This is a genomic window from Falsiroseomonas sp. (assembly GCF_041690465.1).
Lineage (GTDB): Bacteria > Pseudomonadota > Alphaproteobacteria > Acetobacterales > Acetobacteraceae > Falsiroseomonas.
The window spans coordinates 272,657-299,189 of record NZ_JAWLHG010000001.1 but is presented as its reverse complement, the minus strand read 5'-3'; the positions used below and the strand labels follow the sequence as shown (position 1 = coordinate 299,189).

The window sequence follows — 26,533 nt, the reverse complement described above, 5'->3', positions numbered from 1 at the left end:
CAGGTGGCGCGCAGCCAGGGAAAGTCAAGGCAGCGCAGCGCGGCTGCGGATCACGCGATGGGGATCGCGGCGCGGCAGCGGCCGCGCCGGGTGGGCGTGTGCCCGCGGCGCCGCGGGCGGCGCCAGCCAAGTCCCCGTCGGCCCCCGCATGACGACCAGTTCCCTGTCATGGTAGCGGTCGAGGCCCGGCCGGTGCCCGATGGAGAGCAGTGCCGCCTCCGGCAGCTCCGCCGCCAGCAGGGCGAACATCGCCGCCTGGTTCGCCTCGTCCAGCGCCGAGGTCGCCTCGTCCATGAAGATCCAGCGCGGCCGGTGCAGCAGCAGCCGGGCGAAGGCGAGCCGCTGCTGCTCGCCGAGCGACAGCATGCGGTCCCAGCGCGCCGGCTCGCCGAGCCGGTCGGCGATATGCCCGAGATTGCAGCGGGAGAGTGCGGCGCGCAGCGTTTCCTCCGCGAAGGTGTCGGGCGGCGCGGGGTAGCAGAGCGCCGCCGCCAGCGTGCCGAGCGGCAGGTAGGGGCGCTGCGGCAGGAACATGCTCTGCCGGCGGCAGGGGATGCGCAGCTCGCCCTCGCCCCAGGGCCAGAGGCCGCCGATGGCGCGAAACAGGGTGGATTTGCCGCTGCCGCTCTCGCCCCGGATCAGCAGCCTCTCGCCGGGCGCGAGCGTCACCTCCGGTGCGCGCAGCAGGTTGCGGCCGCAGGGGGTGGAGAGGGCGAGGTCGCGCAGCTGCAGCGCTGCAGCACCTTCCTCGCGCCGCAGCGCGCCGGGCGGCGTCGGCGCCTCCAGCGCGCGCTCCAACTCCACCACGCGGGCGACGTGGCAGCGCCAATCGGCCAGGCGCGGCCAGTTCTCGGTGAGCCAGCACAGCGCACGGGTCACCTCCACGAAGGCATGCGCCGTCTGCATCAGGATGCCGAGCGTGACGGTGCCGGCGAAGTAGAGCGGCGCCCCGAGCGCCAGCGGCACCACGCCCGCCACCGCCATGTAGCAGCAGCCGAGCCACATCAGGTCGCGCTCGGTGCGGAACATCCGGTGCATGGCGAGCTCGAGGCGCCCGAAGGCGGCGGCCAGGCCGCGCTTCTCGTCGGCCTCGCCGCCGATCAGGGCGACCGCCTCGCTGTTCTCCCGCAGGCGGATCAGCCCGTAGCGGTGGTCGGCCTCGGCCGCGTTGCGCGCCATGTGGATGGCCGGCAGCCGCCGCCCGAGCCGCCAGGTGATCGCCGCGCAGAAGCCGGCATAGAGCAGCGCCGCCCAGAGAAAGCCGCCGGGGATGTGCAGCGGGCCGGACGGCAGCGGCAGGAAGAAGCCGGCCGAAAGCGCCCAGAGCATGCCCGCAAAGGAGGCCAGCAGGACGCCCGCGTAGATCAGGCCGAAGACCAGGTCCACGGCGATGGCCGTCGCCCAGCGGGTGTTCTCGCCGATGCGCTGGTCCGGGTTGTCGGTGCCTGCGGCATCGGCGGCGAGGCGGTGGTGGCGGCCATCGGCCAGTATCGCCGCCTGCAGCTTCAGCACCAGCCAGCGCCGCCAGCGGAAGCCGATGATCTGCCGGCTCCAGAGGCGGCCGACGCTGGTGACCATCAGCGCCACCATCAAAGCGCCGAAGGTCAGGATCTGCTGCCCGAAGGCGGCGCTGTCGCGGGCCTCCAGCGCGTCGAAGGTGCCGCGTTGCCAGAGTGCGAGGCCCCAATCCACCGCGATCTGCGCCAGGATCAGCACCAGCGCCGCACCGACGAGGCCCACCACGGCCCAGGGTTCCGCCCGCGCCCAGCCGCGCGCCAGCCGCCAGGCATCGCGGATCGCGCCCTGCTCGGCGGCAGGCGAGGGCGAAGGGTGCGGCATCGTGGGTCCATCCAATGCGAGGTGGATGAGTATACAACCTACGATGCGCACGCTATCGTGATGCGCGCCACCTGAGCGTGAACGTGGCGCAATCGTGGCCCAGTGCGGCTTCGGCGCCACATTTCGGCCACGTTCGGTTCCGACACGGACCGCATCCGGAACCTGCTTGCCTCGGCGCATCGGCGTGCGGCAGGCTTCGACCGCCAGCCATCTCCCCAGCCGGCGGCGGTGCCGCCACGGAGCGCCACCATGTCGGGCTTCCTGACCGAGGACGATCTCGCGCGGCTGCGCCCGGCGAACGAGGCGATGTTCCCCTCGCCGATCCCGACACAGGTCGTCTCGTCCGACGAGTTCTGGCCTGCGCCGCAGAACGAGCGGCAGAAGCGCGTGGAGGCGCGCATCAAGGCGATGGCGGACGAGATCGGCGCGAAGCAGGGGCTGAGCCGCCGCCGCTTCCTGCAGACCGCCGCCGGCGTGGCCGCCGCCTTCCTGGCGATGAACGAGGAATACGGCGAGCTCTACGGAGTCTCGAAGGCGGAGGCCCAGACGCCCGGCGCGGCGGATGCGCGCGCGGCTGGCCTCGCCGGCCAGTTCATCATGGACGTGCACACGCATTTCCTGCGCCCCGACACGCGGCTGATGACCTTCGTGAATGCGCGCCGCGCCGTCGGCCGCGCTGGCTGGAACCCGCAGTTGGTCGGCGTGGAGCAGACCATCGAGCACCTGATGGAGGCGAACTGGTTCAAGGAGATGTTCCTCGACAGCGACACCAAGGTGGCGCTGATCAGCGGCGCGCCCTCCGAGGATCCGCGCGACTGGTTCCTGACCAACGACATGAAGTTCGATGCGCGCAAGCGGGTGAACGACGCCGCCGGTACGCGTCGCGTCCTGACGCATGGCGTCTTCACCCCCGGCCAGCCCGGCTGGATGGAGGAGGTGGAGCGCTGCATCACCGAGCTCGATGTGGATTCCTGGAAGGGCTACACGGTCGGCGACAACACCAACAAGCACCTGGCGCAGCATCCCTGGCGAATGGATGACGAGCGCCTGCTCTATCCCTTCTACGAACGCATCCTGCGCGCGGGGAAGAACATCGTCTGCGTGCACAAGGGGCTCTACCCGCAGCAGGTGACGGACCGCTTCCCGCACCTGCTGCCCTATGCGGGCGTGGACGATGTCGGCAAGGCGGCGAAGGATTTCCCCAACATCAACTTCGTCATCTACCACTCGGCCTATCGCTGGACAGGTGGCGGTGGCGCGGGCGTCGGCGTGGAGCAGTTCGCGCGCACCGGGCGCGTGGACTGGACGACGGATCTGGCGGAGATCCCGGCGAAATACGGCGTGACGAACGTCTATGGCGACCTCGGCCAGATCTTCGCGCAGACCACGGTGATCGAGCCTGGCCTGTGTGCGGCGCTCATGGGCACGCTGATCCGCGGCCTCGGCGCCGATCATGTCGTGTGGGGCACGGATGCGGTGTGGACGGGATCGCCGCAATGGCAGATCGAGGCGCTGCGCCGGCTGGAGATCCCGGAGGAGATGCGGCGCCAGCACGGCTTCGCACCGCTCGGCGAGGCGGACGGGCCGGTGAAGCGGATGATCTTCGGCGAGACCAGCGCGCGAATGTACAACTACCAGCGCCGCGCCGACCTCGATGGCGACAACGTCAGCAAGGCGAAGGCGCAATACGCCGCCAGCGGCCAGGGCCGCAGCAACCTCGCCTATGGCTACGTGATGCGCGAGCCGGAGGGAGAGACGATCGTGTCGTGAAGGTGGCACCGTGGTGAGCGCCGCGAGGATGGCCACGCGCGTGAGCGCCATTCTTGCGGCGCTGCTTCTTGCGGTCAGCGCGCCGGCCATCCTGCGCGCACAGGGCCTTGATGCGAGCGCGCTGTTCGAGGCCTTCGCCCGGCAGCCTGGCGCGCGCATGGAGGAGACAACGACGCCGCAGGGCCTGGTAACCTCGGTCGAGGCCAACGGCGTGCGGATGTCGCGCATGGGCGAGGGTGACAGCACGAGTTTCGTCGAGCAGGACGTGAGCGGAAAGGGCGCCGTCCTTTGCGCCTGGGGCCTGACAGGGATCTTCAGCGTGTTGCTCGATGCCTGTCGCCCCGACGATGCGGCCGAAGCGAGGGAGGATACGGCGCACGCCCTCCGGGACATGCTGGCCTTCATACTGGCCAACGACCTTGCGCGCAGGCCGCGCAGCTTCTGGGAGAGCCAACTCGAGACACAGCGCGCTCAGGCGCGGCAGTTCACATCCGAGCAGGTCCACAGAATATGCCGGCGCGAGCAAAACCGGCAGATCCTGAACGCGTATATCAACACTCCGAGTGACGAGCGTCGGCGCCGGATAGCCGAGCTGCTCTCCGTTCCGCGTCAGCCTGTTGTCAATCCCTGCCTGTAGCGCCGTGGGCGCGCGCTTCGCATCCTGCCTGTGCCGGCTTTACTCTCCGTCGCAGTCGCAGAGATGGACGAGCGTTGAACCGGCGCAGCCTACCCGAACAGCGCCAGACCCGCCGCCCCGCCAGCGAACAGCACCCAGAGCGGGTTCCACTCGGTCCGCCACACCAACAGTGTCGCGAAGATGGCAACTGCAACTGGCAGCGCGCCGACCGCCACCGCCTCGGCCATGATCAGCCCCGAGGCCAGGATCAGCCCCACCGCGATCGGCACCAGGCCGCTGCGCACCGCCTTCAACCAGGGCCGCCCGGCCAGGCGCTCGCTGATGCCGGCAACCCACCAGGCCAGCACCCAGGCAGGGCCGACGATGCCGATGGTGGCGGCCGCCATGCCGGCCACACCCGCGATCACCCAGCCCAGCGCGGCGGCCACCAGGATGTTCGGGCCGGGCGCCGCCTGCGCCAGCGCGTAGATCTGCGCGAAGGTCGCGCTGTCCAGCCAGCCATGGATCTCGACGATCTGGCGGTGCATCTCCGGCACGATCGCGTTCGCGCCGCCCACCGCCAGCAGCGACAGCGTGGCGAAGGTCAGCAGCAGCGTCAGCACCACGCTCATCGGGGCGCCACCGTCTGCTGCCGGCGCAGCGCCGCCCAGATCGCGGCCGGCGCCAGCGCCAGCACGATCAGCGGCAGCGGCAGGCGGAACCAGAAGGCCGCGGCGGCGGCCAGCAGGCCTACCACAACGGCTTCCGGAGGCGGCTTCAGTTTCTGGCCCATCTTGATCGCGGTGCCGATCACCATCCCCGCCGCCGCGGCCGCGATGCCCCGCATGAAGGACTGCACCGCGGGCTCGTCGCCGAAGCTGCCATGCAGCAGCAACAGGCCGGTCAGCAACACCAGCGGTACGGCGTAGAAGCCGCCGCTGGCGGCCAGCGCGCCGGTCAGGCCGTGGAAGCGGCGGCCGAGCATCACCGCGGTGTTGCCGACATTCGGCCCGGGCAGAACCTGGCCGACCGCCAGGATCTCGGCGTAGTCGCGCTCGGCCAGCCAGCGGCGCTCCTCCACGATCACGGCGCGGGCCAGCGCGGCGGCGCCGCCGAAGGCCAGCAGCCCGATGCGGGTGAAGGCCAGGAAGAGTTGCAGCCGCGTGGGCGGTGGCGCGAGGTCCGTCATGCGCGGAAGGTTCCGGCGATCGGCCCGCGCCGACAAGGCCCGTGCCGGCGCATCGCATTCCCGCTGCAAATTCCCGGGCGAAGGCGCATGCTGCGCACCAGACGCAACAGGAGCACCGACCATGGCCAAGGGCCAGAAACGCAGCGGGCGCGAGCCCAAGAAGCCGAAGGCCGCGAAGAAGCCGGCCGCGGCGCCGGTCTCGCCCTTCAGCCAGCCGCCCCCGGCGAAGAAATCGCCGCCGCCGCCCAGCGGCCGCTGACGTGGATGCGCCGCCCTCGCTCCGCTGGCGGGGCGGCGTTCAGAACGGCTTCACGATCACCATCACCACGATGAGGATCAGGGCCAGCGTCGGCACCTCGTTCATGATGCGCCAGCCGCGTTCGCTGCGCGGGCGCCGGTCGGCGGCGAAGCCCTTGCGCGCGCGCGCGAGGTCGTGGTGCACCCAGGTCAGCGCCACAATGCCCGCCAGCTTGCCGTGCCACCAGCCGGCGCGCCAATCCACCACACCCGGCGTCAGCACCAGCAGGATGCCGAACAGGTAGGCGGCGATCATGGCGGGGTTCATGATCGCCCGCAGCAGCCGCCGCTCCATCACCTTGAAGGTTTCGGAGCGCGGATCGCCGACCGCCACCTGGCAGTGGTACACGTAGAGCCTCGGCAGGTAGAACAGCCCCGCCATCCAGGCGAAGACCGAGAGCAGGTGCAGCGACTTGGTCCAGAGATAGAACGGCGCCAGGAAATCGAGCGTCATGCCGCCGCGACCGGCGCCAGCCCGAGCAGCGTCGGCAAGTCCTGCATGCGCGTGAAGGTCTCCGCACCCGCGGCCGCCAGCGCCGCGGCCGGCGTGCTCGCAGCGTAGCCCAGCACCCGGCAGCCGGCGGCGATGCCGGCCCGTGCGCCCGCGACGCTGTCCTCCACCACCACGCAGAGATGCGGGTCGGCATCGCAGGATGCGGCGGCGGCGCGGTACATGTCGGGGAAGGGCTTCGGGCGTTCCACTTCGTCCACGCTGAACACGCGCTCGCGGAACAGCTCCGCGAGGCCGAGGCGGCGCAGCTTGGTGGCAAGCTCGGGGCGGGAGGAGTTGCTGGCCACGGCAACCGGGATGCCGGCGGCGCGGACCGCCTCCAGCGCATCGAGCACGCCGGGCACCGGCTCCGTCTCGCGCTCCAGCGCGCGCACGACGCGGGCGATCAGGTTGGGCAAGAAGTCGGCGGGCACCGAGCCGGGGCCGAGGCGCTGCTCGACCTGCGGCGCGATCGCCTCCCATGCCAGGCCGCGGAAGCGGCGCGCGCCTTCCTCGGGCGTGATCTCCCAGCCGAGCCGGCTGACCTCCTCCGCCAGGATCCGGTCGTGCAGGGCTTCGGTGTCGGCCAGCACGCCGTCGCAGTCGAACAGCACGGCGGCGGGGCGGAGGTGGCGGATCGGCAGGCTCACGCCGCGACCTTGGCGCGGCGGTCGGCGTTCGCCTTCTCATGCGGGCAGTCGCGGCAGGCCTTCGGGCATTGCCGCGCACCGGCGAAGGAGCAGAGGCTGCGGCCGGAGGCCCGCGCGGCGCGCACCAGCCCGGCCAGCGCGGCCACGAAGCCGGTGTCCGAATTCTGCGCCGGCGCGCGGAAATAGCCGGGCACGCCGAGCTTCTCCGCTTCTTCGCGGTATTCGACGTCGAGCTCCACCAGCGTCTCGGAATGCTCGGAGGTGAAGGCGATCGGCACCACCAGCACCGCGACCTTGTCGTGCCCGGCGCGCTCGAGCTCCGCTTCGGTGGAGGGGCCGATCCACTTCTGGGGCGTGACGCGGGACTGGTAGCAGACCACGTGGTCCAGCTCCTCGATCCCGAGCCGGTCCACCACCTGGGCGACGGACTGCTCGACCTGCCATTGATAGGGGTCGCCGGCGGTGACGATGCTTTCCGGCAGGCCATGCGCGCTGAACAGGATGCGCAGCTTCACCGCCGGGTCGAGTTCGGCCCGCGCCTTGTCCCAGGCGCCCCGGACGATCCGCGCGGTGGCCGCGGCGAAGGCCGGGTCGGAATGGAAGCAGCAGAGCGTGGTGGTTGGCACGTCGAGACCGGCGCGGCGGGCCGCCTTGTCCCAGGCCAGCATGGAGCTGCCGGTCGTGGTGGTGGAGAATTGCGGGTAGAGCGGCAGCAGCAGGATCTCGTCGGGCGCCCAGGCCTTCACCTGCGCCACCGTCTCCTCGGTCATCGGGTGCCAGTAGCGCATCGCGACGAAGGCCTTGGCCTCCACGCTGCCTTCGGCGTTGAGCGCGGCCTCCAGCGCCGCCGCCTGTTCCAGCGTGAGTTCCAGCAGGGGGGAGCGGCCGCCGAGAATGGCATAGTTCTCGGAGGCCGGCTTGGTGCGTCGCCAGGCGATCAGCCGGCCGAGCCAGGGGCGCACCCAGCCGGGCACCCGCAGGATGGCCGGGTCGGTGAACAGGTTGACCAGGAAAGGCCGCACGCTCTCGGGCGCGTCGGGACCGCCGAGGTTGAACAGCACGACCGCGAGCCGCGGCCGCGATCCTGAGAGGCCCGGAGGAGGCGCCGGCTCGGCGGGAAGGTCCATGATGGGCGGGAAATGCCACGCCGGGGCCTGGGGTCAAGGGCAGAGTGGCGGTGCGGGCCGGGAATCTGCCACGCAGGCGCGACGCGGCTCCAGGTCAAGATCGTATACAATAATGATGGCTGCTGTCAGAATAACGATCAATCCTTCTTCTGTGATGTCGATGAGCGGAACGATCCGGCGGCTGATGCGTCCGCCTTCCGCGGCCGGGCGCGAGCTGCGGGCCGGCTCCAGACAATCAGGACGGGGGAGCTTCCGCCATGTCTACCACCATCATTCCGGGCCCGAGCGGCAGCGGCGGCGCGGGTGCCGACACGCTGGTCGGCACGCCGGCCGCGCAGGCGATCCTTGGGCTCGGTGGCGACGACCGGATCCTCGGCACGCCGGACCCCGCCCTGCCGGGCGCGGAGGGTGACACGCTGGATGGCGGCCTCGGCGCCGACACCGTGATCGGCGGCAGCGGGGCCGACCTACTGCTCGGCGACGCCGGGCCCGACCGGCTGGAGGGTAATGCCGGCGCCGACAGCCTGGCCGGCGGCGCGGATGACGACCGGCTTGCCGGCGGCGCGGATGACGACGTGCTGCAGGGCGAGGGCGGCAACGACCGGCTGTTCGGCGAGGACGGCGCCGATACGCTGGACGGCGGTGCCGACGACGACGAACTCTATGGCGGGGCCGGCAGCGACCTGCTCTCGGGCGGCGACGGCGACGACCGGCTGCAGGCCGATGACGGCGACGACGTGCTGGAGGGCGAGGACGGCGCCGACCGGCTGTTCGGCGGCGATGGCGCCGACACGCTGGGCGGCGGTGCCGGCAATGACGAGCTCTATGGCGGCGCCGGCAGCGACCTGCTGGCAGGCGGGGACGGCGATGACCGGCTTGCCGGCGGCACGGATGACGACGTGCTGCAGGGCGAGGGCGGCAACGATCGCCTGTTTGGCGACGATGGCGCCGACACGCTCGAGGGTGGTGCCGACGACGACGAACTCTATGGCGGCGCCGGGCGCGATCTGCTGGCCGGCGGCGACGGCGCCGATCGGCTGCAGGGCGATGCCGGTGACGACGAGCTGTTCGGCGAGGCGGGCGATGACCGGCTGTTCGGCGGTGAGGGCGGCGACATCCTCTTGGGCGCGGCGGGCACCGACGAGCTCTATGGCGGCGCCGGCAGCGACCAGCTCGACGGCGGCGCCGACGACGACCGGCTGGACGGCGGCGAGGGCGGTGACGGGCTGGTCGGCGGCGGCGGCAACGACCTGCTGCTCGGCCGGGAGGGCGGCGACATCCTGATCGGCGGCTACGGCGCGGACACGATGCGCGGCGGGCTCGGCGACTCCGACACCTATTTCTACCTGTTCCTGGAGGACAGCGAGCCGGGCTCCCCCGACGTGATCGCCGAGTTCGAGCGATCGTCCTTCCACGCCACGCCGGACCGGCTGGACCTCGGCTTCCTCGACAGCCTCGATGGCGATGGTGCGTTCGACTTCATCGGCATGGCCGCCTTCACCGCGGGCCAGGCGCAGGTCCGCTTCGAGCGGATCGGCGATCCGGCCGACAATGCCAGCAAATACCTGCTCGTGCAGGTGAACCAGGCCGATGGCGACGTCGCCGCCGACATGGAGATCCTGGTGCAGGGCTGGGGCAAGCTGGTGGCGGACGACTTCGTGCTGTGACCCGCCGGCGCCGGGCCGCCCCGCGACGGGCGGCCCGGCGCTGCGTCACTCAGCCGCGGTGCGGGGTGCGGCGCAGGCCGAGTCACGCACCTGACCCTGCAGCCGCGCCAATTCCTCCGCGAGCGGGCGGTAGACCTCGCGCCGGCCGTGCTTCGGCTGCAGCTCGAACAGGCCGTTCGGGCAGTAGCGGTCCTCGTCCCAGCCGATGTGGGAGATGATGGGGTAGATGCAGACGCCGTGCAGCTTCACCCCCGCCGCGATGGCGGCCAGCGCCTCCTCGGTGACGTAGCGGAGCCAGGCAGGGCGGGGCCAGCCTTCGATGCTGGTCTCGGCGATGAACAGATCACGCCCGGCATAACGCGCGGCGGCATCGGCGATCAGCTCGCGGAAGGGGCGGAAGCGCGCGGCGTCGAACACGCTGAGCGGCTCGCCGTGGTGGAGCCACTGGTTGTTCCAGTAGTAGTTGATCCCGACGACATCCAGCACCTCCTCGCTGCCGCCGAGTTCCGGCTCCTCGCGGCCGGCCAGCATGTCCCAGGCCTGCCACTGGCTGGCATTGTGCAGGCGCACCGCCTCGGCCTCGCCCGGGTTGCGCGGCACGATGTGGATCACCGGGTCGATCGCGGCGGTGCGGGTGCCGGGGGCGGCCTCGCGCACCGCATGGGTGCCGGCGATGGCGGTGCGCACCAGGTTGCGCTTGAGGTCCATGCCGCGGCCCTTCGCATGCGGGCTGCAACGCTCCATGTCGCCGCCGGCAAAGGCGAGGAAGGAGATCTCGTTCACCGGGCAGACGAAGGGCGCGCGCCCGGTCTCCGCCACATGCAGCCTGGCGAAGGCGGCGGCGTAGCGGGCGAAGCGGTCCACGAAGGCCGGCGAGAACACGTCGAGATCGTCCGGCCAGCCATAGTGGCAGAGATCCCAGATCACCTGGGTGCCGGCGCGCTCGGCCGCACGCAGCATCGGCAGGACGGAGGACCAGTCGTACTGGCCGGGCGAGGTCTCAACCAGATGCCAACGCACGCCGTCGCGGGCAGTGCGGATGCCGTGCTCGGCAAGCTGGCTGTAATCCTCGAAGGCGAGCATGTCGTGGTGGGTGGCGGCGATCATGTCGAGCCGGCGGCGGGACATGTTGCGGTGCGTCGAGCACTCGAAGCCGGCCATGAAGAAGGAGCGGAACAGCGGTTCGGGCGGGGTCACGCGGAACTCCGGGCAGTGGCGGCGGACAGGCGGGAAGGCAGGGCGGTAACGCCCCGCCGGCGAAAGGCTTTCGCGGCGCGGCATCACGCACGCGTGAGGCAGCGATCCGATATCGCCTATTGTATCCGATTCAGGCAAGCGGTTTCGCCGGGCTGGCGTGGTCGGCGGGGTGGCGCCGCCGCGTTATCGACTTCAGGTTGGTTGCACCTCAGGCGCAAATGCCGGATCGATTGGCAGCAATTTCCAAGCACGCACGAGAAGCCGGATGCGGGTTCCCAACCCGGTCAACGGCCAGTCCAACCTGATCCTCTGGCCGGAGGACGGAACATCGCGGTACGGTGCCGAGTATCGGCCTCACATTACCGGCACGGCGGAGGGCGGCTTCGTCGCGATCTGGAATGACTTCCTGCCGGAAACCGCCGGCGGGGCCCCGCCGACCTATCCCTAGGCGATCGACGCCGACCGGGGCGTCACGATTATGGTCCGGCGGTTCGGCACCGATGGCGCGGCGCTCGGTCCCGCGGCGCCGGTGAGTGCCGACCTGACCGGGTATTTCGACGGCTCCGGCCTGGTCACGCTGTCCAACGGCCATGTCGCGGCCGGCTGGGGTGTGAGCGACTTCACGGCCGGCACCAGTCGGATCGGCGCCTTCGTCATGGACCCCGCGACCGGCAACCTCGTCGGTGCCGAGATCCCGGTCGCCACCGGCGGGGCCTTCTCCGAAGGCGTCAACTTCCACCAGATCGTCGCGCTGGACGGCGGACGCGCCGGGCTGATGTACACCGACGGTGCCGGCAGCCCGGACAGGCTGAAGCTGCTCATCATCGAGGCGGATGGCACCGCGGGCGCCACCAGCACGCTGCTGACCTCCGCCGGGCCCTATGTCGGGATCGGCATCCATGACGCCGCGGCGGCGCTCCAGGGGCCGAATGCCGGCGTGCTGGCGCTTGCGGCCCAGGCCTTCAACGGCTTCACCTCCGTCTCCCAGATCGTGTTCCGCAACCTCGACGGATCGGTCGCGGCGCTGCCGGCCTTCATCCCCGACAACCCCGAGCGACACGCCACCGTGCTCGCTGCGCGGCCCGATGGCGGCCTCGTGGTGGCCCACGCGCTGACCATCGGCGCCAGCGCATCCGTGGTGCGCGTCTATTTCCTCGATGCCGCCGGCGCGCTCGAGGGCACGGCGCGCGACATCACCTTCGATGTGTCGAGCTTCGGCACGACGGAGCTCGGCGTGCTGCCCGATGGCGGAGTGCTGGTGGCGATCTCCGGCTACGCCCCCGGGATCTTCGATTCGAACGTCCTCGGCCAGCGCCTGAACGCGGACGGCACGCCCGATGGCGCGGTGATGCGGCTCGACTCCACCATCCAGGGCCAGCAGACCCGCCCCGAGATGACGATGACCGGCAACGGCACCCTCGTCGTCGCCTGGGAGGACACCAACAACGGCTTCGACTACCAGATCCGCGCCGCGCGCTTCGACCTCGCCCCGCCGGGCGGCGCGCAGTCCGGCACGGGCGGCGCCGAGGCGCTCGTTGGCGGCGAGGGCGCCGACACGCTCCAGGGCCGGGGCGGGGACGATTCCCTGGCCGGCGCCGGCGGCGATGACCGGCTGCTGGGGATGATCGGCGCCGACAGCCTTCTCGGCGAGGCCGGCGCCGATACGCTGATCGGCAGCCTCGGCGCGGACACGCTCGACGGCGGCGAGGGTGCCGACCTGACGAACGGTGGCGCCGAGGCCGACCGGCTGCTTGGCGGCGCCGGAAACGACACCCTGGTCGGCGGCGAGGCCGCGGACACGCTGGAGGCCGGCGCCGATGGCGACCGGGTGCGCGGCGATGCCGGCGACGACCTCGCCGATGGCGGCGAAGGCGCCGACACCGTCCTGGGCGGCGTGGGCGCGGACACCCTGGATGGCGGAGGGGGCGAGGACGTGCTGCGCGGCGGGACGGAGAACGACCTGCTGCGCGGCGGCGGCGGCGACGACCGCCTGTTCGGCGATGCCGGCGCCGATACGCTGCTCGGTGGCGCCGGCGCCGACACGCTGCGCGGCGGGACGGAGGGCGATGTCTTCGCCTATGCCGACCTCGCCGACAGCACGGACGCGGCGACGGACCTCCTGTTCGACTTCGCGCGCGGCACCGACCTGCTCGACCTCTCGGCGTTGGATGCCGATGCGGCGACGGCGGGGGACGACGCCTTCACCTTGATCGGCACCGCCGCCTTCTCCGGTGGCGCCGGCGTGGCGGAGCTGCGCATGGTGCGCGACTTCGCGCTGCGCCAGCTCCGCATCGAGCTCGATACCGCCGATGCCGACGCCGAGGCGGACATGGTGATCGTGCTCAAGGGCCTTCCCCTGCTCGGCCCGGGCGACCTGCTGCTGTAGGCCGGTTCAACCGCCCCCGGCCGGCAGCCACACGCTGAAGGTGGCGCCGGCGCCCTCCTCGCTCTCGATCACCAGCTGGCCGCGGTGGCGATTGACGATGTGCTTGACGATGGCGAGGCCGAGGCCGGTGCCGCCGGCATTGCGGCTGCGGCCGCGGTCCACGCGGTAGAAGCGCTCCGTCAGGCGCGGGATGTGCTGGCGGGCGATGCCCGGCCCGTCATCGGCGACGCTCAGCACCACGCCGGGGCGCGAGGGCCAGCGCGGCGCCGTCCCCTCCCCGCCCGGCGCGGCGCGCGCCACGGCAAGCCGGATCGTCCCGCCTTCCCGGCCGTAGCGGGCCGCGTTCTCCAGCAGGTTGCGCAGTACCTGGCCGAGCTGCTCGGCATCCGCCGGCTTGGCAAGGCTGCCGGGCTCGAGCGCGGTCTCCAGCCGGGTGCGGCGCTGCGCCAGGATCGGCGCCATCGCCTCCGCCTCGGCCGCGGCCAGGGCGGCGAGGTCCACCTCGCCGGTCGGCGGCTGGTGCTCGGTGATCTCGATGCGGGAGAGGCCGAGCAGGTCGTCGATCAGCCGCCGCATCCGCTCCGACTGTTCGGCCATGATGCCGAGGAAGCGCATCCGCGCCTCCGCATCGTCATGGGCCGGGCCGCGCAGCGTCTCGATGAAGCCGATGAGCGAGGCGAGCGGCGTGCGCAGCTCGTGGCTGGCATTGGCGACGAAGTCGGCCCGCATCCGCTCCACCGCGCGCTCCCGCGTGCGGTCGGACAGCAGCAGCACGATGCGCCCGCCATCGGAGAGCGGCGGCTCCATCAGGATGACATGCACCAGCAGGTCGCGCGGCACCGGTACGGGCAGCGCGATGTCCACCTGGCGGGGCCCCTCGCCGGCCAGCGTCGCGTCGAGCGCGTCGGCCAGGGTGGGATGGCGGAGCAGCGCGGCGAGGTCGCCGGCGGCGCCGGCATTGACGCCGCTGCCGCTGCCGAACAGCGACCGCGCCGCCGCATTGGCGCGCAGCGCCGCGCCGCGCGCATCCAACACCACCAGCGGGTCGGGCAGGCGCTCGATGATCGCGGCGTCGGCGCGGCGGAGCCGCATCACCAGCTCGGCGCGTTCGTTGGCGCTGCGCGCCAGGCGGCGCACATCCTCGGCGATCTCCGCCACCGAGGGCAGCACGATCCGGTGGGAGAGCGCCGGCACCTCGCCCTCCCCCGCCTCGGCGCGGCGTATCGCCTCGCCGAGCCGCTGGAGGTTGCCGAGCCAGACCCGTGCAAGAGCGATTGCCGCGGCGCCGGTTGCGACCAGCGCGAGCAGCGCGGGCAGCGCGGCGAGCCAGCCGCCCAGCAGCAGCAGCAGCAGCGCCGTCGCCGGCACGCCGCCGATCAGCGCGGCGGCGGCAAGCAGGCGCCTGGCGCGCGGCGCGGCGACCGGCATCGCCTGTGGCTTCAGGCGCCGACGACGCGGCTAGAAGCCGGGCCCGGCCGGGTCGGCGGCGGGCTCGAGCAGAAGCGGATCGCCGGAGGGGGAAAGGGCGTAGATCGCCAGCCCACGCAGCGTCTGCCCGCCCGGCAGCAGGCGCACCGGGCCTTCGGCGCCGGAAAAGCTCTGCGAGGCGGTGAGGCTGTCCACCGGCGCATTGCTGCGCAGCGCCCGCGCGGCCAGCGCCGCGGCGTCGTAGGCGGCGGCGGCGACGCGCGGCGGCGTTTCCTGGAAGGCTTCGCGGTAGCGGCTCTCGAAGCGGGCGCGGGCGCGGGCGTCGGGGCCGGGGAACCAGGCGCCACCCAGCGAAGGCTCGCCGCGCAGCGCGCCGTCGTTGAGCCAGAGCGTGGTGCCGAGCAGGCGCGGGCCCGGCGGCGGCTCAGCGGTGTCGGGGATGGGCGCGTCGGGCGCGGCGGGATCGGACGCCGGCGGCGGCATGGCGCTGGCGAGCCCGGCAAAGGCGGCGGCGAAGCGGCGCGCGCGCTCGCCGGATTCGCCGATCAGCAGCGCATCCACGTCGCGCATCTGCGCGCGCGCGCCGCCGGCGGCCATGCCCGGCTCGGCAGTGGCGGGATGCAGGGCGATGCGGGGCTGCGGCAGACCGAGATCGGCGGTCGCGCGGCGCAGCGCCGCCGCCAGCGCGCGGCCGAATTCGGTATTCGGGGCGGCGAGTGCGAAGCGCTGCGCACCATCGCGCGCCGCCGCCGCCACCACCCGGCGCACCTGCTGCTGCGGCGTGGTGCCGAGCACCCAGACGCCCTGCCCCGCGCGCTGCTCGTCATTGGTGAAGGCGAGCAGCGGCACGCCGGCGCTGCGCGCCACCGGCGCGACGGCCGCGGCCTCTGCGCTGGTCAGCGGGCCGACCAGGGCGCGTGCACCTTCGGCGATCGCGGCGCGGGCGGCCGCGGCGGCGCCGGCGGGAGTGCCGCCGGTGTCGCGGGGCGTGAATTCCACGCCGGTCGGCGCCTCGTCGAACAGCGCCAGCGTGCCGGCGTTCATCATCGCCTGGCCGAGCGCCGCCTGCGGCCCGGACAGCGGCAGCAGCAGCGCCGCCCGTTGCATCGGCCCCCCCGGCGCCATGCCGATCGGGGGCGCGACTCCGACATAGCCGGAGCCGGGGTATTGCGGCGCACAGGCCGACAGGCCGAGAAGGGCAGCGATCGCCAGGCCCGCCAGGGTGCGGCGTGACGGAAGGCCGGCGTCTCGGGGAGGCAGCAGAGCGGATGACGGCAAGCGGCGACCCTCCTGAACGGGCGTCATCGCGGGAAGCACCGGCGGGGCTGTCCCTGGTGGCGACGCCGATCGGCAATCTCGGCGACCTGTCGCCGCGGGCGCTCGCGGTGCTCGGCGGGGTGGACGCCGTGCTGTGCGAGGATACCCGGGTGACCGGCCAGATGATGGCCCGTCATGGCATGTCCGCGCCGCTCCTGCCACTGCACGACCATAACGAGGCGGAGATGGTGCCGCGCGTGCTGGAACGGCTTCGCGCAGGGCAACGCCTCGCGCTGGCCTCGGATGCCGGCACGCCGCTGGTCTCCGATCCCGGCTATCGGCTGGTGCGGGCGGTGATCGAGGCGGGGCTGCCGGTGACGGCGATTCCGGGGCCGAACGCGGCGGTGATGGCGCTGACGCTCTCGGGCCTGCCGCCGCATCCCTTCCTCTTCCTGGGCTTCCTGCCGCCGAAGGGCGGGCCGCGCGCCGCGGCGATCGCGCGTCTGCGGGCGGCGGAGCGGGCGGGGCTTGCAGCGACGGTGGTGCTGCACGAGGCGCCGCACCGCCTGGCCGAGGCGCTGGCCGCGCTCGCCGAGGGGCTGGGCGGCGACCGCCCGGCGGCCGTGGCGCGGGAGCTGACAAAGCGCTTCGAGGAAGTGCGCCGCGGCAGCCTGGCGGAGCTCGCCACCCATTACGCCGGGCACGAGGCGCGGGGCGAGATCTGCATCGTGGTCGGCCCGGCGCCGGAGGAGGCGACCGGCGAGGCGGACCTCGATGCCCAGCTGCGGGCGGCGATGGAAGGTGCCAGCCTGCGCGATGCCGCCGCCATGGTCGCCGCCGCCACCGGCCTGCCGCGCAAGCAGGTCTATGCCCGCGCGCTGGAGCTGGCGAAGGGGGGCTGACCGGCCTTCAGCCGGCGGCCGGGTGCAGAAGGGCGGAGCCGGGCGGCAACTCGTTCGCCACGGTGGCGAGGCAGGAGACGATGCGGCGATCGGCGCCCAGCGCCAGGCCGAGTACCGGCACGCCCGACGCCGTCGCGAGGGCCGCGACCAAGTCGCGGTTGGTGACCACCATGCGGCAGCGCCCGACCAGCGCCTTGAACCGCGCCGGCGTCAGCTGCCGCCGCCAGACCACCGGATCGGCGAGCTCCGGCAGCAGCAGGGCCGCGCCCGGCAGCGCTGCCGCAACGATCTCGCGGGCCGCCACCAGGTCGTCATCCGGCCCGCCGGGCAGGCGCGTCGGCAGGGCGAGGACCGCCCAGCCGCCCGCCAGCGACAGGATGCGCGCGATGGTCGGCAGCCGCGGACGCCAGGACCGGCGCATCTCCTCGCCCCCGCGGATCGCCAAGCCGAGGATCGGGCCCGGTGGGAGCTTCGCCGCCAGCGCGTCATCGGGCGGCACCAGCCGTTCGGGATAGCCGAGCAGGCGGAGCGGCGCCGCGACGCGCCAGAGCGTCAGGATGTTCGCGGTGCGGTGGTCGCGCAGGCCGAGCCCGGCCGCGTGGTCCAGCACCGCCGCCCCCGCGGGCGCCTCAGCGCGCGCCGCCTCGCCTTCCAGCGCCAGATTGTGCACCAGCAGCCGCGCTCCGCCCGCGATGGCGGCGGCGGCGGTGGCGAGCGCCACCTCCAGCTGGCCGCGGTCGAGGAAGATGCCGGTCAGCAGCACCTGGCGGATACCGGCCGGCACCTCGCCAGGCGCCACCGGCAGGAAGCCGGCCGGCACGCGCTGGGCGCGGGTGGCAAGCAGCAGCGGCGGCGCATGCGGCACCGCTTCCGCCGCCTCGGCGAGGATGGCGCGGGAGGCGAGGTCGCGGAACGGCGCCTCGGTGAGCAGCAGCGTCCTCACGCTGCGGTCCGCTCGGCCGGCGGCGTCTCCAGCCCGACACAGCGGGAGCCCGGCGGCAGGCGGTGCGACAGCGCGACGAAGGTGCGGCGCAGGCTGTCATCCTCCATCGGATGCAGGCCCAGCACGCGCACGCCGCTGCCGATGGCGTGGATCGCGTTGTGCTTGCGCTGTGTCACCAGCACATCGCAGCGCGCGATGATCCCCTTGAGCCGCGCCGGCGTCAGCTCCGCCCGCCAATGCGCGCGATCGAGCAGGATCGGCGCGGCGATCTCCGCCTCCGGCAGGAAATCGGCGAGGAAGGCGGCAATGCCGGCGATGTCGTCCTCCTCATCTACCGCGCGATGCACGGTGCTGGCGACCGGCACCACCGCGTGGTCGGCGAAGGGCGCGAGCAGCGCGCGCACCCGCGCCGCGTCGTGCCGCAGGCAGTCGCGCATGAGCGGCAGCGGGATGATCGAAAGGCCGAGCAGCCGGCGCCCGCGCGGCAGCAATGCCTCGGCAAGCCCGGCCTCGGCGGGGATGTCGGCTTCCGGGTAGAAGGTGATGCGCGGCATGCGGCCGAGCCCGGCCTCGGCGGCCATCTCGAAGGAGACGTAGTCGCGCACGGTGAAGGAGGCGGCGCCGCTGATCACCCGTCGTGCATCCGCATCCACCCAGTCCAGATCGTTCTTGATGCGAGCCATGCCGAGGTTGTGGAAATGGATCTCCGCGCCCTCGGCGGCGGCGCGGGCGAGCCAGGGCATCCAGGCGCGGAACGCCTCGGCGATGCCGAACATGCCGCCGCCATAGACGATGCGCGTGGGCTTCAGGCGGAGCAGGTCCGGCAGGCGCTCGAAGCAGCCGGCAAGGCCGGGGACGCAGCGCATGGTCCAGTCGGGATCGGCCGAGTGGGCGAAGCTCTCGGCCGCGGGGAAGGCGCGCATCGCCTCCATCAGGCAGAGCTCGTCGCCGAGGTTGCCGTGGCCATAGGCGCCGAGAAAGACCGTGCGGGTCATGGCGTCAGGCAAGCGCAGCCGTGTCGTCAGCGCAACAGCAGCGGCAGCAGCGCATCGAGCCGCAGCAGCCCGTCGGGTGTCGCGGCCAGGCGGCCATGACGCCAGGCGAGCAGGCCTTCCCCGGCCAGCGTGTCCAGCATGCGCGTGTCCACGCTGTCCTCGAAGGAAAGGCCGCTGCGGAGCGCGATGCGGGCGGGGTCCACGCCTTCGGCGAGGCGCAGGCCCATCAGCAGCGCTTCCCGCGCGCGGTCCTGGGGGGAGAGGGCTTCCTCCTCGGTGATGGCATGGCCGTCGCGCTGCACGCGGGCGAGCCATTCCTCCGGCGCGCGGTGGCGGCGGGCGGCGAGCAGCGTGCCGTCGTCCAGCGTGATGCGCTGATGCGCGCCGGCGCCGATGCCGATGTAGTCGCCATAGCGCCAATAGGCGAGGTTGTGCCGGCTCTCCGCGCCCGGCTTGGCGTAGTTGGAGATCTCGTAGCGCAGCAGCCCGAAGCGCGCCGCTTCCTCCGCGGTGGCGAGATAGAGGCGCGCGGCCTCCTCGCCGTCCGGCAGGGCGAAGGCGCCGCGGCCGTGCAGGGTGGCGAATTGCGTGCCGGGCTCGATGGTGAGCTGGTAGAGCGAGAGATGGTCGGCCGCCAGCGCGAGCGCGCGGCGCAGCTCGGCGCGCCAGGTGGCCTCCTGCTGCCCGGGGCGGGCATAGATCAGGTCGAAGGACAGGCGCGGGAAGATTTCCCGTGCAAACTCCAGCGCCCGGATCGCTTCTGGCGTATCATGTTTCCTGCCGAGGAACTCCAAGGCCGAAGGATCGAGCGCCTGCACGCCGAGCGAGGCGCGATTCACGCCGGCTGCGCGAAAGTCGCGCAGCTTTTCGCGCTCGACGCTGGTGGGGTTGGCCTCCAGGGTGATCTCCAGGTCAGGGAGAGGATCGAACAGGCGGGCCGCGTCCTCGATCAGCGCGGCGGCGGTGTCGGGGCGCATCAGGCTGGGCGTGCCGCCGCCGAAGAAGATTGAGGCCAGCTTCCGGCGGCCGGTGCGCGCTGCCTCCCGCGCCAGCTCCGTCCGCAGCGCGGCGGCGAAGGCGGCGTGGTCCACCGTTTCCCGCACATGGCTGTTGAAGTCGCAATAGGGGCACTTGGCGGCGCAGAAGGGCCAGTGGATGTAGAGGGCCAGCGGTTCCATCGTGCGGAGGGATATGGGCGTGTCGGGAGGTTCTGTCGAACGGGTGCGCGCGGCGCTGCTGGCTGCCGGGCATGGCGACACGGTGCAGGCCTTCCCCGAAGGCACCCGCAGCGCGGCGGAAGCCGCCGCGGCGGTGGGCTGCGAGGTGGCGCAGATCGCCAAATCCATCGTCCTGCGTGGAGGCGAGCGCGCGGTGCTGGTCATCGCCTCGGGCGCCAACCGGGTGGACATGGCCAAGGTCGCCGCGGCGACAGGGTTTCACGTGAAACGCGCGGATGGGAGCTGGGTGCGGGACGTCACCGGCTTCGCCATCGGCGGCGTCGCACCGCTCGGCCACATCTCGCCGCCGCCGGTTCTGGTGGATGAGGACCTGTTCCGCTTCGAGCGGGTGTGGGCCGCTGCCGGCTCGCCCCGGCATGTCTTCGCGACGACGCCGGCGGAGCTGCTGCGTCTCTCGGGCGGCACGCGGGCCGATGTGAAGGAGAGCGCGTGATGCTGCCGGTCACCGCGCTCTACGGTGGCGTTCTCGCGCTCTACTTCGTCTGGCTGGCAACGCGAGTGATCAAGGCGCGGCGGCAATACCGCGTCGCCCTCGGCACCTCGCACCGGCTGGTGGAGCGGGCGGCACGCGCCCATGGCAATTTCTCCGAATACGTGCCGTTCGCGGTGCTGCTGCTGGTCTTGTGCGAGATCAACGGCCTGCCGGATTGGGCGCTGCATGCGCTCGGCGTGGTGCTGGTGGCGGGCCGCATCGCGCATGCCACCGGGATCGCACGCGAGCCGGAGAACTTCCGCTGGCGCGTGGCCGGCACCAGCCTGACCTTCACGGTGATCGGGGTTGCCGCCGCGGCGCTGCTGGGCCTCAGCGCCGCTATCCTGATGTAGCGGTCAGTCGCCCTTGGGCTCGGGGTGCACGGCCCAGGGGCCGCTGCCCGCATCGGTCGGCTTGCCGCCCTCGGGCTCCTTGCCGAAGCCGGTGCCCTCGCGCGTCAGGCCGCGCGCATCCTTCTCGCCGCCGGGCGGCTGGCCCTTCGCGCCGGTGGCGGTACCGGTGGTGTCCTCGCCGGTCTTGCCCTGGTCTCGGCGGATATCGGGCTGCTTGCGGGCCATGACGTCGCGTCACCTTCGCTGATGGAAGGATGCGAACGCCCGCTGCCCCGCCCCGGTTCGACGCGCCAGGAGACGGGCACGTGGTCGCGGTGCTTCAGCGGCAGGCGGCGGTCGGCCCGGCCGGATCGAGGAAGGCGGCGAGGCAGGTGCCGAACAGCCGGTCGAAGTCCGGCTCCTGCAGCCCGCCATGGCCGGTCGGCGCCGGCGGGCGGTCCACCACCAGCGCGGGGCGGCCGAGGCGGATGGCGGCGGCGCGGAACAGCGCGGCGCGCGCGGATGGATCGGGATCCCAGGGATCGTCATCGAACAGGAACAGCGCCAGGCGCGCCGGCGCGAGGCGATCGGCGGCCTCCAGCGCAGCGGCGAAATCGGCGAGCGCCTGCGGGCGGCGCTCCGGCCTGCGGCCATGCGCGGCCGGCGCGGCCAGCACCAGCGCGTCGGCGAGGTTCGGGTAGCGTAGCGCCACCAGCATGATGAAGGCGCCGCGGCTCTCGCCGAGCAGCACGACCCGCCGATAGCCGCGCGCCCGCAGCGCCGCCGTGCCGGCGGCCAGCCGCGCCGCGCCCTCGGCCAGCGGATCGGGCCCGCCGGCGCGGTCGAAGCGCCACAGGTCCCAGCCGGCGGCGACCAGCCTCTCGGCGAAGGCCGGCGCATCGGGCGCGGGCAATTCCCGCGCGAATGGGTGCACCCAGACCACCGCGCCGGTGGCCGCCGAGTCGCGCGGCACGACGCCCGCCGCGCTGTGCAGCGCGCCTGCCTCCGCCGCCTCTGCCGGCCGCGCCAGTGCGGCCAGCAGCAGGAGGGGAAGCGTGCGGCGCAGGATGGTTCTCACTCCGGCTCCAACCGCAGGATGCGGCCGGCGCGGTAGCGGTCCGTCAGCAGGTAGATGTAGCCGTCCGGCCCCTGCCGCACGTCGCGGACGCGTTCGCCGACCGGGATCGTCTCCTCCCCCAGCACGCGGCCACGGGCATCGAGGCGGATGCGCCGCACATCCTTGCTCATCAGCCCGCCGGAGAGGAGGTCGCCGCGCCAGGCGGGAAAGCGATCGCCGGTATAGACCAGCAGGCCGGAGGGCGCGGTGGCCTGGGTCCAGACGATCACCGGATCGGTCATGCCGGGCGCGGCGGTGCCGGTGCCGATGCGTGCATCGGGATCGTACTGCCGGCTGTGGGTGACGACAGGCCAGCCATAGTTGCGGCCTGCCTCCAGCCGGTTCAGTTCGTCGCCGCCGCGCGCGCCGTGGTCGGTGAACCAGGCGGTGCGGCGGATCGGATCCCAGGCCAGCCCCTGGCTGTTGCGGCTGCCGAGCGCATAGATTTCCCCCCTCGCCCCGCGTTCGCCGCGCGCCTGCGGCGCACCTTCTCCGCGCGCCTGCGGGACACCTTCTCCGCGCGCCTGCGGCGCGACGCGCCCGAGAAAAGGATTGTCGCGCGGGACGCTGCCGTCCTCGTTGATGCGGACCACCTTGCCCATGTGGGTGGAGAGATCCTGCGCATTCTCCTGCGGCATGCGGCCATCCGGGCCGACCGGCACATCGCCGCCGTCACCGACCGTGAACAGCAGCGTGCCATCCGGCAGGAAGGCGATCCGGCTGCCGAAGGCGCCGTAGCTGACCTTCTCCGGCTCGGCCGAGAAGATTACCCGCAGGTCGCGCAATCGGTGGCCATCCAGCACGGCGCGGGCCAGCCGTGTCTGGTTGCGCTCCGGCGTGCCATGCGCGTAGCTGAAGAAGATGGTGCGGTTGCGCGCGAAATCGGGGTGCAGCACCAGGTCGGCCATGCCGGCGAGATGTTCGGCGGAGCCGGCGACGTAGATCGGCGGCAGGCCCTCGATGGGCCGGGGATCCACCTGGCCGTCGCGCACCAGCAGCAGCCGGCCGCGTCGTTCCGCCACCAGCATCGTCCCGTCCGGCAGGAAGGCCAGCGCCCAGGGGCGGGCGATACCCTCGGCGATCACGGTGACGCGCACGCCGGTGGCGGCCGGTGGCACGGCGTCGCTGGTCAGGGGTTCGGCGCGCGGCGCGCCTGCCCAGAGCAGCGCGACCCCCAGCAGCAATGTCCGCATCGCCCGCATGGCGAAAATCCCCCGCGCCTCTGCCGCGACAGTAGCGGCGTGCGGCGGCCTATCTCAAGAAGGCGGCGGCAGGCAGGCGGCGGCGAATTGCGCGAAGGCGGCGGCGCGATGGCTGATCGCGTGCTTTGCCGTGGGTGTCATCTCGCCGAAGGTCTGGGCATGGCCGTCGGGGACGAACATCGGATCGTAGCCGAAGCCGTTGGTCCCGCGTGGCGGCCAGACCCAGTGGCCATGCGCCTCGCCGAGAAAGCCCTCGCTGTGGCCGTCCGGCCAGGCGAGGACCAGCGCACAGGAGAACCAGGCGCGACGGTCCGTGGCATGCCGTGCCAGCTCCTCGACCTTGCTCATCGCCAGCGCGTAGTCGCGGACGATCTTGTCTCCCTGGCGGGTCTCCGCCCAGTCGGCGGTGCGCACGCCGGGCGCGCCATCGAGCGCGGCGACCGAGAAGCCGCTGTCATCGGCCAGCGCCGGCAGGCCGGCGACGCGTGCCGCGTCCAGGGCCTTGATGCGGGCATTGCCGAGGAAGCTCTCCTCCGTCTCGGCCGGCTCCGGCAGGCCGAGCGATCCGGCGCTGACGACGTCCAGCTTCCACGGCGCCAGCAGTTCCGCCACTTCCCGCACCTTGCCGGCATTGTGCGTCGCCAGCACGATCTTCGGGTCGGTGAGCAGCCGGTGGCTCACTTCCCGATTGCCTCGCGCTGCTTCGCGAACAGCTCGTCCGTGCCCTTGCGCGCCAGGCCGAGCAGCGCCGTCAGCTCGGCTTCGCTGAACGGCGCGCCCTCTGCCGTCGCCTGCACCTCCACCACGCCGCCGGTGCCGGTGAGGACGAAGTTGCCGTCGGTTTCCGCCTTGCTGTCCTCCTCATAGTCGAGGTCGAGCACCGGCGTGCCGTTCCAGATGCCGCAGGAGATCGCCGCCACCTGGTCGCGCAGCGGGTTCTTCTTGAGGATGTTCTTCGCCATGCAATGCTCGAAGGCCAGGTGCAGCGCGACCCAGGCACCGGTGATGGAGGCGGTGCGCGTGCCGCCATCGGCGGTCAGCACGTCGCAATCGAGCGTGACGGTCATCTCGCCCATCGCCTTGAGGTCCGTCACGGCGCGCAAGGATCGGCCGATCAGGCGCTGGATTTCCTGGGTGCGGCCGGATTGCTTGCCCCGCGCGGCCTCGCGGTCGCTGCGGGTGTGGGTGGCGCGCGGCAGCATGCCGTACTCGGCCGTGACCCAGCCCTGGCCGGAGTTGCGCAGGAAGGGCGGCACCTTGCCCTCGACACTGGCGGTGCAGAGCACCTCCGTCATGCCGAAACGGATGAGGCAGGAGCCCTCCGCATGGCGCGAGGCCTTCGGCGTCAGCGAGACCTCGCGCAGCGCATCGGCGGTGCGGCCGGAGGGGCGGTACAAGGGGGCTTTGGAGCCGGCGGGGGAGTCGATCATGGCGCCCCGTACCCCCCGCGCGGGGCGGCGTCCAGCGTCGGCTTGGGGGCGCCGCGATCCACTTCGTCGGCTATCATTGCGTCAGGCGCGGCAGACCACCCGTGGCCTGCCGTTCGGCGCCACCAGCACCGAGGGCCGCCGCCCCGGCGCGCAGAGCCCGCGCAGCCCGGCCGGCGCCGAGAGCAGCGTGCCGGAGGCCACCAGCGCCACCCGCACCCGCGAATGGTAGGCAAGCCCCCTGCCCGGCTCGGTCGAATGATACTGCGCGATCGCCTCGGCCCAGTTGCCCGTGCGTGCGCGCAGCTCCCGCAGGAAGCGCACGGCATAGGCGACGTTGCGCGCGGGATCGAAGGCGGCGCCGAGGTCCGGGAAGGCGTCCGGATGATGGAACAGGTTCACCTGCATGCAGCCGACATCCATCGAGCGGATGCCCCGCGCCCGCAGCGCTTCCACCTCGGCGACGGCGGCGGCCCTGCTTTCCGGGAAGCGGCCAGAGCCGTCGGCGTTGATCGCGAACGGCCAGGGTGCGACGCCGCCCCGCGGGGCGGGCCGCCCGCTTTCGACGCGTGCGATCGCCAGCAGCAGGCCTTCGGGGATGCCGGCGCCGCGCTCTGCGGTGGCGATTGCGCGCGTACAGGCCGTCCAGGGATCGGCCGGCGTCTCCGCCCGGGCCTTGGCCGCCACTGGCGCCGCGAGGATCAGCAGGGCGAGGAGCAGGAGGCGGCGCATGGCTCGCGCACCCTGCGGTGCCGCGTTCCTGTCGTCCAGCAGCGATGCGCGAGGTTGACCGGGATGCCGCCGTTTCCCTACTGTTCCACTCCAAGCAAGACGTCCGGGACACACGACCATGGGTCCGATGCACCGGCCGCCGCGCCCCACCAGGGTAGCGGCCGTGAGTCTTTCCGCCGCCGCCCTGCCGCTCGGGGGTGGCCCAGGGGGTGGTACTGCCCTGCCGCCCGGCATCGATGATCGCAGCGCCGCGATCCTGCGCGAGCTGGTGGAGCTGTACGTCGCGACCGGCGAGCCGGTGGGCAGCCGCACGCTCTCCCGCCGCCTGCCGCAGGCGCTCTCGCCGGCGACCATCCGCAACGTGATGGCCGACCTCGAGGATGCCGGGCTGCTGTTCGCGCCGCACACCTCCGCCGGCCGCCTGCCGACCGAGCGGGGCCTGCGCCTGTTCGTGGACGGCCTGCTGCAATTCGGCGCCCTGCCGGAGGAGGAGCGCGACGCCATCGCCGCCCGCTGCGCCGCCGGCGGCCGTTCCCTGCAGGACACGCTGGCCGAGGCGGGCCAGATGCTTTCGGGCCTGGCGGGCGCCGCCGGGCTGGTGGTGGCGCCGAAGAGCGAGGCGCCGCTGCGGCACATCGAATTCGTCGCCCTCGGCCCCGGCCGCGCGCTGGTGGTGCTGGTGACCGCCGATGGCCAGGTGGAGAACCGCGTCATCGAGGTGCCGCCCGGCCTGCCGCCCTCCGCGCTGGTGCAGGCGAGCAACTACCTCAACGCCCGCCTGTCCGGCCGCACGCTGGACGAGGCGCGGGGCGCCGTGCAGGCCGAGATCGCCGCGCACAAGACCGCGCTGGACGAGTTGACGCAGCAGGTGATCGAGGCGGGGCTGGCCACCTGGTCCGGCGGTGTCGGCGGCACGCTGATCCTGCGCGGCCAGGCGAAGCTGTTGCAGAACCTGGACCAGCTGCACCGCGTGCAGGAGATCCAGTCGCTGTTCGACCGGCTGGAGACGCAGGAGACGATGCTGCGCCTGCTTGACCTCGCGCAGCGCGGCGAGGGCGTGCAGATCTTCATCGGCGCCGAGAGCGGCCTGTTCGACAGCGCGGGCCTCTCCATGGTCGTCGCGCCCTTCCGCAACGCCCAGGACCAGCGGATCGTGGGTGCGATCGGCGTGGTGGGGCCGACGCGGATCAACTACGGGAAGATCGTGCCGGTGGTGGACTACACCGCCCGCGTCATCGGGCGGTTGCTGGGGTAGTCGGC

Annotated in this window: 28 protein-coding genes; 10 read left to right on the top strand and 18 right to left on the bottom strand. The window is 72.7% G+C overall.

Annotation, left to right across the window (positions count from 1 at the left end):
• Positions 1-24 precede the first annotated feature (24 nt).
• A complete protein-coding gene (locus tag ACESM1_RS01430; protein ID WP_372617027.1) occupies positions 25-1,839 on the bottom strand; it encodes an ABC transporter ATP-binding protein/permease in 1,815 nt (604 codons plus the stop codon).
• A 249-nt stretch (positions 1,840-2,088) separates the two neighbouring features.
• Between ACESM1_RS01430 and ACESM1_RS01425 the strand changes: the two genes are divergently transcribed.
• Positions 2,089-3,609, top strand: coding sequence for an amidohydrolase family protein (locus ACESM1_RS01425; RefSeq protein WP_372617025.1), 1,521 nt, complete (start codon positions 2,089-2,091; stop codon positions 3,607-3,609).
• Between the two features lie 40 nt (positions 3,610-3,649).
• Positions 3,650-4,246, top strand: coding sequence for a hypothetical protein (locus tag ACESM1_RS01420; protein ID WP_372617022.1), 597 nt, complete (start codon positions 3,650-3,652; stop codon positions 4,244-4,246).
• Positions 4,247-4,335: 89 nt separating this feature from the next.
• Here ACESM1_RS01420 and ACESM1_RS01415 read toward each other — a convergent pair whose 3' ends face one another.
• A complete protein-coding gene (locus ACESM1_RS01415) occupies positions 4,336-4,857 on the bottom strand; it encodes a chromate transporter (RefSeq protein WP_372617021.1) in 522 nt (173 codons plus the stop codon).
• Entirely contained in the window at positions 4,854-5,414 is a 561-nt protein-coding gene (locus ACESM1_RS01410) for a chromate transporter (RefSeq protein WP_372617020.1), read from the bottom strand. Before ACESM1_RS01410 ends, ACESM1_RS01415 begins: the two co-directional genes overlap by 4 nt.
• Positions 5,415-5,535: 121 nt before the next feature.
• Between ACESM1_RS01410 and ACESM1_RS01405 the strand changes: the two genes are divergently transcribed.
• Positions 5,536-5,673, top strand: a complete 138-nt coding sequence (locus ACESM1_RS01405; RefSeq protein WP_372617017.1) for a hypothetical protein — start codon at positions 5,536-5,538, stop codon at positions 5,671-5,673.
• A 39-nt stretch (positions 5,674-5,712) separates the two neighbouring features.
• Here the strand turns inward: ACESM1_RS01405 and hemJ are convergent, their stop codons facing one another.
• From hemJ to hemH, 3 genes are read right to left on the bottom strand one after another with little or no spacing between them, the layout of a single operon-like run.
• On the bottom strand, positions 5,713-6,165 hold the full coding sequence (gene hemJ / locus ACESM1_RS01400) for a protoporphyrinogen oxidase HemJ (RefSeq protein ID WP_372617015.1): 453 nt from the start codon (positions 6,163-6,165) through the stop codon (positions 5,713-5,715).
• Positions 6,162-6,851 carry an HAD family hydrolase gene (locus ACESM1_RS01395; RefSeq protein ID WP_372617014.1) on the bottom strand — a complete coding sequence of 230 codons (690 nt, stop codon included), beginning with the start codon at positions 6,849-6,851 and terminating at the stop codon, positions 6,162-6,164. The genes hemJ and ACESM1_RS01395 overlap by 4 nt, the downstream gene beginning before the upstream one ends.
• Positions 6,848-7,978 carry a ferrochelatase gene (gene hemH / locus ACESM1_RS01390; protein ID WP_372617012.1) on the bottom strand — a complete coding sequence of 377 codons (1,131 nt, stop codon included), beginning with the start codon at positions 7,976-7,978 and terminating at the stop codon, positions 6,848-6,850. The genes ACESM1_RS01395 and hemH overlap by 4 nt, the downstream gene beginning before the upstream one ends.
• Positions 7,979-8,235: 257 nt before the next feature.
• On the opposite strand from hemH, the gene ACESM1_RS01385 reads away from it, so the two are divergent.
• A complete protein-coding gene (locus ACESM1_RS01385; RefSeq protein ID WP_372617010.1) occupies positions 8,236-9,645 on the top strand; it encodes a calcium-binding protein in 1,410 nt (469 codons plus the stop codon).
• Between the two features lie 45 nt (positions 9,646-9,690).
• Here the strand turns inward: ACESM1_RS01385 and ACESM1_RS01380 are convergent, their stop codons facing one another.
• Entirely contained in the window at positions 9,691-10,842 is a 1,152-nt protein-coding gene (locus ACESM1_RS01380; protein ID WP_372617008.1) for a beta-glucosidase, read from the bottom strand.
• A 265-nt stretch (positions 10,843-11,107) separates the two neighbouring features.
• Between ACESM1_RS01380 and ACESM1_RS01375 the strand changes: the two genes are divergently transcribed.
• Both ACESM1_RS01375 and ACESM1_RS01370 read left to right on the top strand, forming a co-directional pair.
• On the top strand, positions 11,108-11,290 hold the full coding sequence (locus tag ACESM1_RS01375) for a hypothetical protein (RefSeq protein WP_372617006.1): 183 nt from the start codon (positions 11,108-11,110) through the stop codon (positions 11,288-11,290).
• A 30-nt stretch (positions 11,291-11,320) separates the two neighbouring features.
• Positions 11,321-13,228, top strand: coding sequence for a calcium-binding protein (locus tag ACESM1_RS01370; RefSeq protein WP_372617005.1), 1,908 nt, complete (start codon positions 11,321-11,323; stop codon positions 13,226-13,228).
• 6 nt (positions 13,229-13,234) lie between these two features.
• Here the strand turns inward: ACESM1_RS01370 and ACESM1_RS01365 are convergent, their stop codons facing one another.
• Entirely contained in the window at positions 13,235-14,656 is a 1,422-nt protein-coding gene (locus tag ACESM1_RS01365; RefSeq protein ID WP_372617003.1) for an ATP-binding protein, read from the bottom strand.
• Between the two features lie 30 nt (positions 14,657-14,686).
• Positions 14,687-15,934, bottom strand: a complete 1,248-nt coding sequence (locus ACESM1_RS01360; protein WP_372617002.1) for an ABC transporter substrate-binding protein — start codon at positions 15,932-15,934, stop codon at positions 14,687-14,689.
• Here ACESM1_RS01360 and rsmI point away from each other — a divergent pair.
• Complete coding sequence (gene rsmI, locus ACESM1_RS01355; RefSeq protein WP_372617000.1) at positions 15,925-16,815, top strand: 16S rRNA (cytidine(1402)-2'-O)-methyltransferase; 891 nt, start codon at positions 15,925-15,927, stop codon at positions 16,813-16,815. The two genes, ACESM1_RS01360 and rsmI, sit on opposite strands and share 10 nt — an antisense overlap.
• Positions 16,816-16,822: 7 nt before the next feature.
• On the opposite strand, the gene ACESM1_RS01350 is transcribed toward rsmI, so the two are convergent.
• From ACESM1_RS01350 to hemW, 3 genes are read right to left on the bottom strand one after another with little or no spacing between them, the layout of a single operon-like run.
• On the bottom strand, positions 16,823-17,758 hold the full coding sequence (locus tag ACESM1_RS01350) for a hypothetical protein (RefSeq protein ID WP_372616999.1): 936 nt from the start codon (positions 17,756-17,758) through the stop codon (positions 16,823-16,825).
• Entirely contained in the window at positions 17,755-18,753 is a 999-nt protein-coding gene (locus ACESM1_RS01345; protein WP_372616997.1) for a polysaccharide pyruvyl transferase family protein, read from the bottom strand. The genes ACESM1_RS01350 and ACESM1_RS01345 overlap by 4 nt, the downstream gene beginning before the upstream one ends.
• A 26-nt stretch (positions 18,754-18,779) precedes the next feature.
• Positions 18,780-19,931 (bottom strand): radical SAM family heme chaperone HemW, encoded by a 1,152-nt coding sequence (gene hemW / locus ACESM1_RS01340; RefSeq protein ID WP_372616995.1) that lies wholly within the window; start codon positions 19,929-19,931, stop codon positions 18,780-18,782.
• A gap of 19 nt (positions 19,932-19,950) precedes the next feature.
• Here hemW and ACESM1_RS01335 point away from each other — a divergent pair, with 19 nt between their 5' ends.
• Positions 19,951-20,424, top strand: a complete 474-nt coding sequence (locus ACESM1_RS01335) for a YbaK/EbsC family protein (RefSeq protein WP_372616994.1) — start codon at positions 19,951-19,953, stop codon at positions 20,422-20,424.
• Positions 20,424-20,816: an MAPEG family protein gene (locus ACESM1_RS01330; protein ID WP_372616993.1), complete on the top strand. Its 393-nt coding sequence runs from the start codon at positions 20,424-20,426 to the stop codon at positions 20,814-20,816. The genes ACESM1_RS01335 and ACESM1_RS01330 overlap by 1 nt, the downstream gene beginning before the upstream one ends.
• Positions 20,817-20,819: 3 nt before the next feature.
• Here ACESM1_RS01330 and ACESM1_RS01325 read toward each other — a convergent pair whose 3' ends face one another.
• The 6 genes from ACESM1_RS01325 to ACESM1_RS01300 all read right to left on the bottom strand — a co-directional run bounded on the left by ACESM1_RS01325 (position 20,820) and on the right by ACESM1_RS01300 (position 25,273).
• A complete protein-coding gene (locus ACESM1_RS01325) occupies positions 20,820-21,041 on the bottom strand; it encodes a hypothetical protein (RefSeq protein ID WP_372616991.1) in 222 nt (73 codons plus the stop codon).
• Between the two features lie 94 nt (positions 21,042-21,135).
• A complete protein-coding gene (locus tag ACESM1_RS01320) occupies positions 21,136-21,873 on the bottom strand; it encodes a hypothetical protein (protein WP_372616989.1) in 738 nt (245 codons plus the stop codon).
• Entirely contained in the window at positions 21,870-23,114 is a 1,245-nt protein-coding gene (locus ACESM1_RS01315) for a PQQ-dependent sugar dehydrogenase (RefSeq protein ID WP_372616987.1), read from the bottom strand. Before ACESM1_RS01315 ends, ACESM1_RS01320 begins: the two co-directional genes overlap by 4 nt.
• A gap of 54 nt (positions 23,115-23,168) precedes the next feature.
• Positions 23,169-23,795, bottom strand: coding sequence for a non-canonical purine NTP pyrophosphatase (locus ACESM1_RS01310; RefSeq protein ID WP_372616985.1), 627 nt, complete (start codon positions 23,793-23,795; stop codon positions 23,169-23,171).
• Positions 23,792-24,544: a ribonuclease PH gene (gene rph / locus ACESM1_RS01305; protein ID WP_372616984.1), complete on the bottom strand. Its 753-nt coding sequence runs from the start codon at positions 24,542-24,544 to the stop codon at positions 23,792-23,794. The genes ACESM1_RS01310 and rph overlap by 4 nt, the downstream gene beginning before the upstream one ends.
• An 81-nt stretch (positions 24,545-24,625) precedes the next feature.
• Complete coding sequence (locus ACESM1_RS01300) at positions 24,626-25,273, bottom strand: lytic transglycosylase domain-containing protein (RefSeq protein ID WP_372616982.1); 648 nt, start codon at positions 25,271-25,273, stop codon at positions 24,626-24,628.
• Between the two features lie 163 nt (positions 25,274-25,436).
• Here ACESM1_RS01300 and hrcA point away from each other — a divergent pair, with 163 nt between their 5' ends.
• Positions 25,437-26,528 carry a heat-inducible transcriptional repressor HrcA gene (gene hrcA, locus ACESM1_RS01295; RefSeq protein ID WP_372616981.1) on the top strand — a complete coding sequence of 364 codons (1,092 nt, stop codon included), beginning with the start codon at positions 25,437-25,439 and terminating at the stop codon, positions 26,526-26,528.
• Positions 26,529-26,533 lie beyond the last annotated feature (5 nt).

Coding starts and splice junctions, on each gene's coding strand:
- ACESM1_RS01430 (WP_372617027.1), bottom strand. CDS start 1,839: ATGCCGCACCCTTCGCCCTCGCCTGCCGCCGAGCAGGGCGCGATCCGC.
- ACESM1_RS01425 (WP_372617025.1), top strand. CDS start 2,089: ATGTCGGGCTTCCTGACCGAGGACGATCTCGCGCGGCTGCGCCCGGCG.
- ACESM1_RS01415 (WP_372617021.1), bottom strand. CDS start 4,857: ATGAGCGTGGTGCTGACGCTGCTGCTGACCTTCGCCACGCTGTCGCTG.
- ACESM1_RS01410 (WP_372617020.1), bottom strand. CDS start 5,414: ATGACGGACCTCGCGCCACCGCCCACGCGGCTGCAACTCTTCCTGGCC.
- ACESM1_RS01405 (WP_372617017.1), top strand. CDS start 5,536: ATGGCCAAGGGCCAGAAACGCAGCGGGCGCGAGCCCAAGAAGCCGAAG.
- hemJ (WP_372617015.1), bottom strand. CDS start 6,165: ATGACGCTCGATTTCCTGGCGCCGTTCTATCTCTGGACCAAGTCGCTG.
- hemH (WP_372617012.1), bottom strand. CDS start 7,978: ATGGACCTTCCCGCCGAGCCGGCGCCTCCTCCGGGCCTCTCAGGATCG.
- ACESM1_RS01385 (WP_372617010.1), top strand. CDS start 8,236: ATGTCTACCACCATCATTCCGGGCCCGAGCGGCAGCGGCGGCGCGGGT.
- ACESM1_RS01375 (WP_372617006.1), top strand. CDS start 11,108: ATGCGGGTTCCCAACCCGGTCAACGGCCAGTCCAACCTGATCCTCTGG.
- ACESM1_RS01370 (WP_372617005.1), top strand. CDS start 11,321: ATGGTCCGGCGGTTCGGCACCGATGGCGCGGCGCTCGGTCCCGCGGCG.
- ACESM1_RS01365 (WP_372617003.1), bottom strand. CDS start 14,656: ATGCCGGTCGCCGCGCCGCGCGCCAGGCGCCTGCTTGCCGCCGCCGCG.
- rsmI (WP_372617000.1), top strand. CDS start 15,925: ATGACGGCAAGCGGCGACCCTCCTGAACGGGCGTCATCGCGGGAAGCA.
- ACESM1_RS01345 (WP_372616997.1), bottom strand. CDS start 18,753: ATGACCCGCACGGTCTTTCTCGGCGCCTATGGCCACGGCAACCTCGGC.
- hemW (WP_372616995.1), bottom strand. CDS start 19,931: ATGGAACCGCTGGCCCTCTACATCCACTGGCCCTTCTGCGCCGCCAAG.
- ACESM1_RS01330 (WP_372616993.1), top strand. CDS start 20,424: ATGCTGCCGGTCACCGCGCTCTACGGTGGCGTTCTCGCGCTCTACTTC.
- ACESM1_RS01325 (WP_372616991.1), bottom strand. CDS start 21,041: ATGGCCCGCAAGCAGCCCGATATCCGCCGAGACCAGGGCAAGACCGGC.
- ACESM1_RS01315 (WP_372616987.1), bottom strand. CDS start 23,114: ATGCGGGCGATGCGGACATTGCTGCTGGGGGTCGCGCTGCTCTGGGCA.
- rph (WP_372616984.1), bottom strand. CDS start 24,544: ATGATCGACTCCCCCGCCGGCTCCAAAGCCCCCTTGTACCGCCCCTCC.
- ACESM1_RS01300 (WP_372616982.1), bottom strand. CDS start 25,273: ATGCGCCGCCTCCTGCTCCTCGCCCTGCTGATCCTCGCGGCGCCAGTG.